The organism is Labrys sp. 22185, from assembly GCF_052045555.1.
In the GTDB taxonomy this organism is placed as follows: Bacteria; Pseudomonadota; Alphaproteobacteria; order Rhizobiales; family Labraceae; genus Labrys; species Labrys neptuniae.
Genome location: NZ_JBQEPH010000087.1, coordinates 3,309 through 5,861, shown reverse-complemented (window position 1 = coordinate 5,861; position 2,553 = coordinate 3,309). Strand labels below are relative to the sequence as shown.

Genomic DNA, 2,553 nt, shown 5'->3' with positions numbered 1-2,553 from the left:
GGCGGCACGGTGGATCTGAGCAACACCGACGGCAATATCGTCGTCGCCCATAACGGCCCGAACGCCACCTTCGACCTCGCCAAGAGCATCACGCTGGACAGCGTCACGGCGGGCGGCAACACGCTCGATGCCACCGGCTTGACCGTGGGCAACGCCGCGGTGACGACGAACGGCCTGACCATCACGGGCGGGCCGAGCGTCACCACCACGGGCATCGATGCCGGCAGCAAGGCGATTACCAATGTCGCAGCCGGTACCAACGCCACCGACGCGGTGAATGTCGGCCAGTTGCAGACGGTCAGCAATGCCGCCGGCAATCTCGGCAATTCGACGGCGTCGACCCTGGGGGGCGGCACGACCTATGACCCGGCGACCGGCACGCTGTCGGGCTTCAGCCAGACCGTCACGGCGATCGACGGCAAGGGCAATGTCGGCACGACCACGGGCTACACCACGGTGGCCGGCGCGCTGACGCAGCTCGACACCAACACCACCAACCTCGCCAATGCTGCGGTGAAGTACGATGATCCCGCGGTGAAGGACAAGATCACGCTCGGCAATGCCGGCACCCCGGTGACGATGACCAACCTTGCCAACGGTGCGGTGACGGCAGTCTCGAGCGATGCGGTAAATGGCTCGCAGCTCTACGCTGTGCAGCAGACGGCCAACAAGGGCTGGAATCTCTCGACCAACAACGGTTCGACGACCGCCAATGTGGCGCCCGGCGGCACGGTGGATCTCAACAACACCGACGGCAACATCGTCATCAGCCAGTCCGGCTCGAACGCCACCTTCAACCTCGCCAGCGCCATCACGGTTGCCACCCTCACCGCCAACAGCGTGACGACCGGCAATGCGACGCTCGACACCAACGGCCTCACCATCACCGGCGGGCCGAGCGTGACCACCACCGGCATCGATGCCGGCGGCAAGAAGATCACCAATGTTGCCAAGGGCGACGTGTCCTCGACCTCCACCGATGCGGTCAACGGCTCGCAGCTGTTCAGCCTGGGCAATTCGGTGGCAAGCGGCCTTGGCGGCGGCTCGAGCTTCGATCCCAGCAGCGGCACGGTGATCACCAGCCTCAACTATGGTGGCAGCACCTTCACCTCGGTGCAGAGCGTGCTCGACAAGATCGGCGGCTCCATCAATGGCGGTGGCATCAAATATTTCCATGCCAATTCCACCGATCCGGATAGCGTTGCCAGTGGCCCGAATGCGGTCGCCATAGGCCCGAATTCCAAGGCGAGCGCCGGAAATGCCTTCGCCGCGGGCAACGGTGCCCAGGCCAGCGCCGAGTCTTCTGTCGCGGTCGGCAATGGTGCCGAGGCCAGCGGCAATGACTCGATTGCGACAGGCACCCAGGCCAAGGCCAGCGGCGAGGGGGCGATCGCCACCGGTAAGAATGCCGAGGCGAGCGGTACCGGTTCCACCGCCATGGGTTCCGGCAGCAAGGCCACGGCTGATGGCGCCACGGCGGTCGGCGCCAATTCGAGCGCGACGACGGCCAACTCGACCGCGATCGGCAATGGCGCCCAGGCCTCGGCCAATGAAGGCGATGTCGCGCTCGGTGCTGGTTCGGTGACCTCCACGGTGGTCAACACCACGGGCAGGACGATCAACGGCACGCCCTACACCTTTGCCGGCACCAATGCGACCAGCACGGTGAGCGTCGGCTCGGCGGGCAATGAGCGCACGGTCACCAATGTCGCGGCCGGCCAGATTTCGGCGACCTCGACGGATGCGGTCAATGGCTCGCAGCTCTACGCCACCAACCAGGCGATCGAGGCTGCCAACCAGCAGGTCACGCAGCTTGGCAATAACGTCAACAACCTCGGCACCTCGACGGCCACGACTATTGGTGGCGGCGCGACATACAACTCGACCACAGGCAAGATCGAGAACTTCAGCCAGGGCGTGACCAAGATCGACAAGAATGGTGATGTCGATGCGAATGGTCCCACGCAATACAGCAGCGTGTCGGATGCGATGACGCAGCTCGATCAGAACACGACCAATCTTGCCAATGCGGCGGTGAAGTATGACGATCCATCGAACAAGACCAAGATTACGCTTGGCGGTACCGATGCTACAAAAGCGGTGACCCTCGACAATGTTGCCAATGGGGAAGTGTCTAAAAGCTCGAAACAGGCAATCAACGGCTCGCAGCTTTACAATTCAGCCAGCTCTGTGGCGGCCGCTTTGGGCGGAGGCTCCACGGTCAATACCGATGGCTCGATCAGCAAACCCACCTATACGGTTGGCGGACAGCAGGTCACGGGCGTCGATGGAGCAATCTCGGCCCTCGACAAGCGCTTCGACGGCATCGGTGGCAGCATCGCCAATCTGCAGAGCCAGGTGTCCAACAACCTCAAGGAAGCTCGGCAGGGCATCTCCCAGGCCATGGCGGCCTCGGCTTTGCGCTACGACGACAGGCCGGGCAAGGTCTCGGCCGCGGCAGGCATGGCGGTCTATCACCGCCAGGTCGGCCTCGCCGCCGGCCTGGGCTGGACCTCGGAGGACGCCAAGTGGCGCGCCAATATCGCCGGCACC

At 64.1% G+C, this 2,553-nt stretch carries 1 protein-coding gene; it reads left to right on the top strand.

Annotated elements, in window-relative coordinates:
- Positions 1–2,553: hypothetical protein (locus tag ACTJKX_RS37695; RefSeq protein WP_440728454.1), on the top strand; the 2,553-nt coding region annotated here is incomplete at both ends.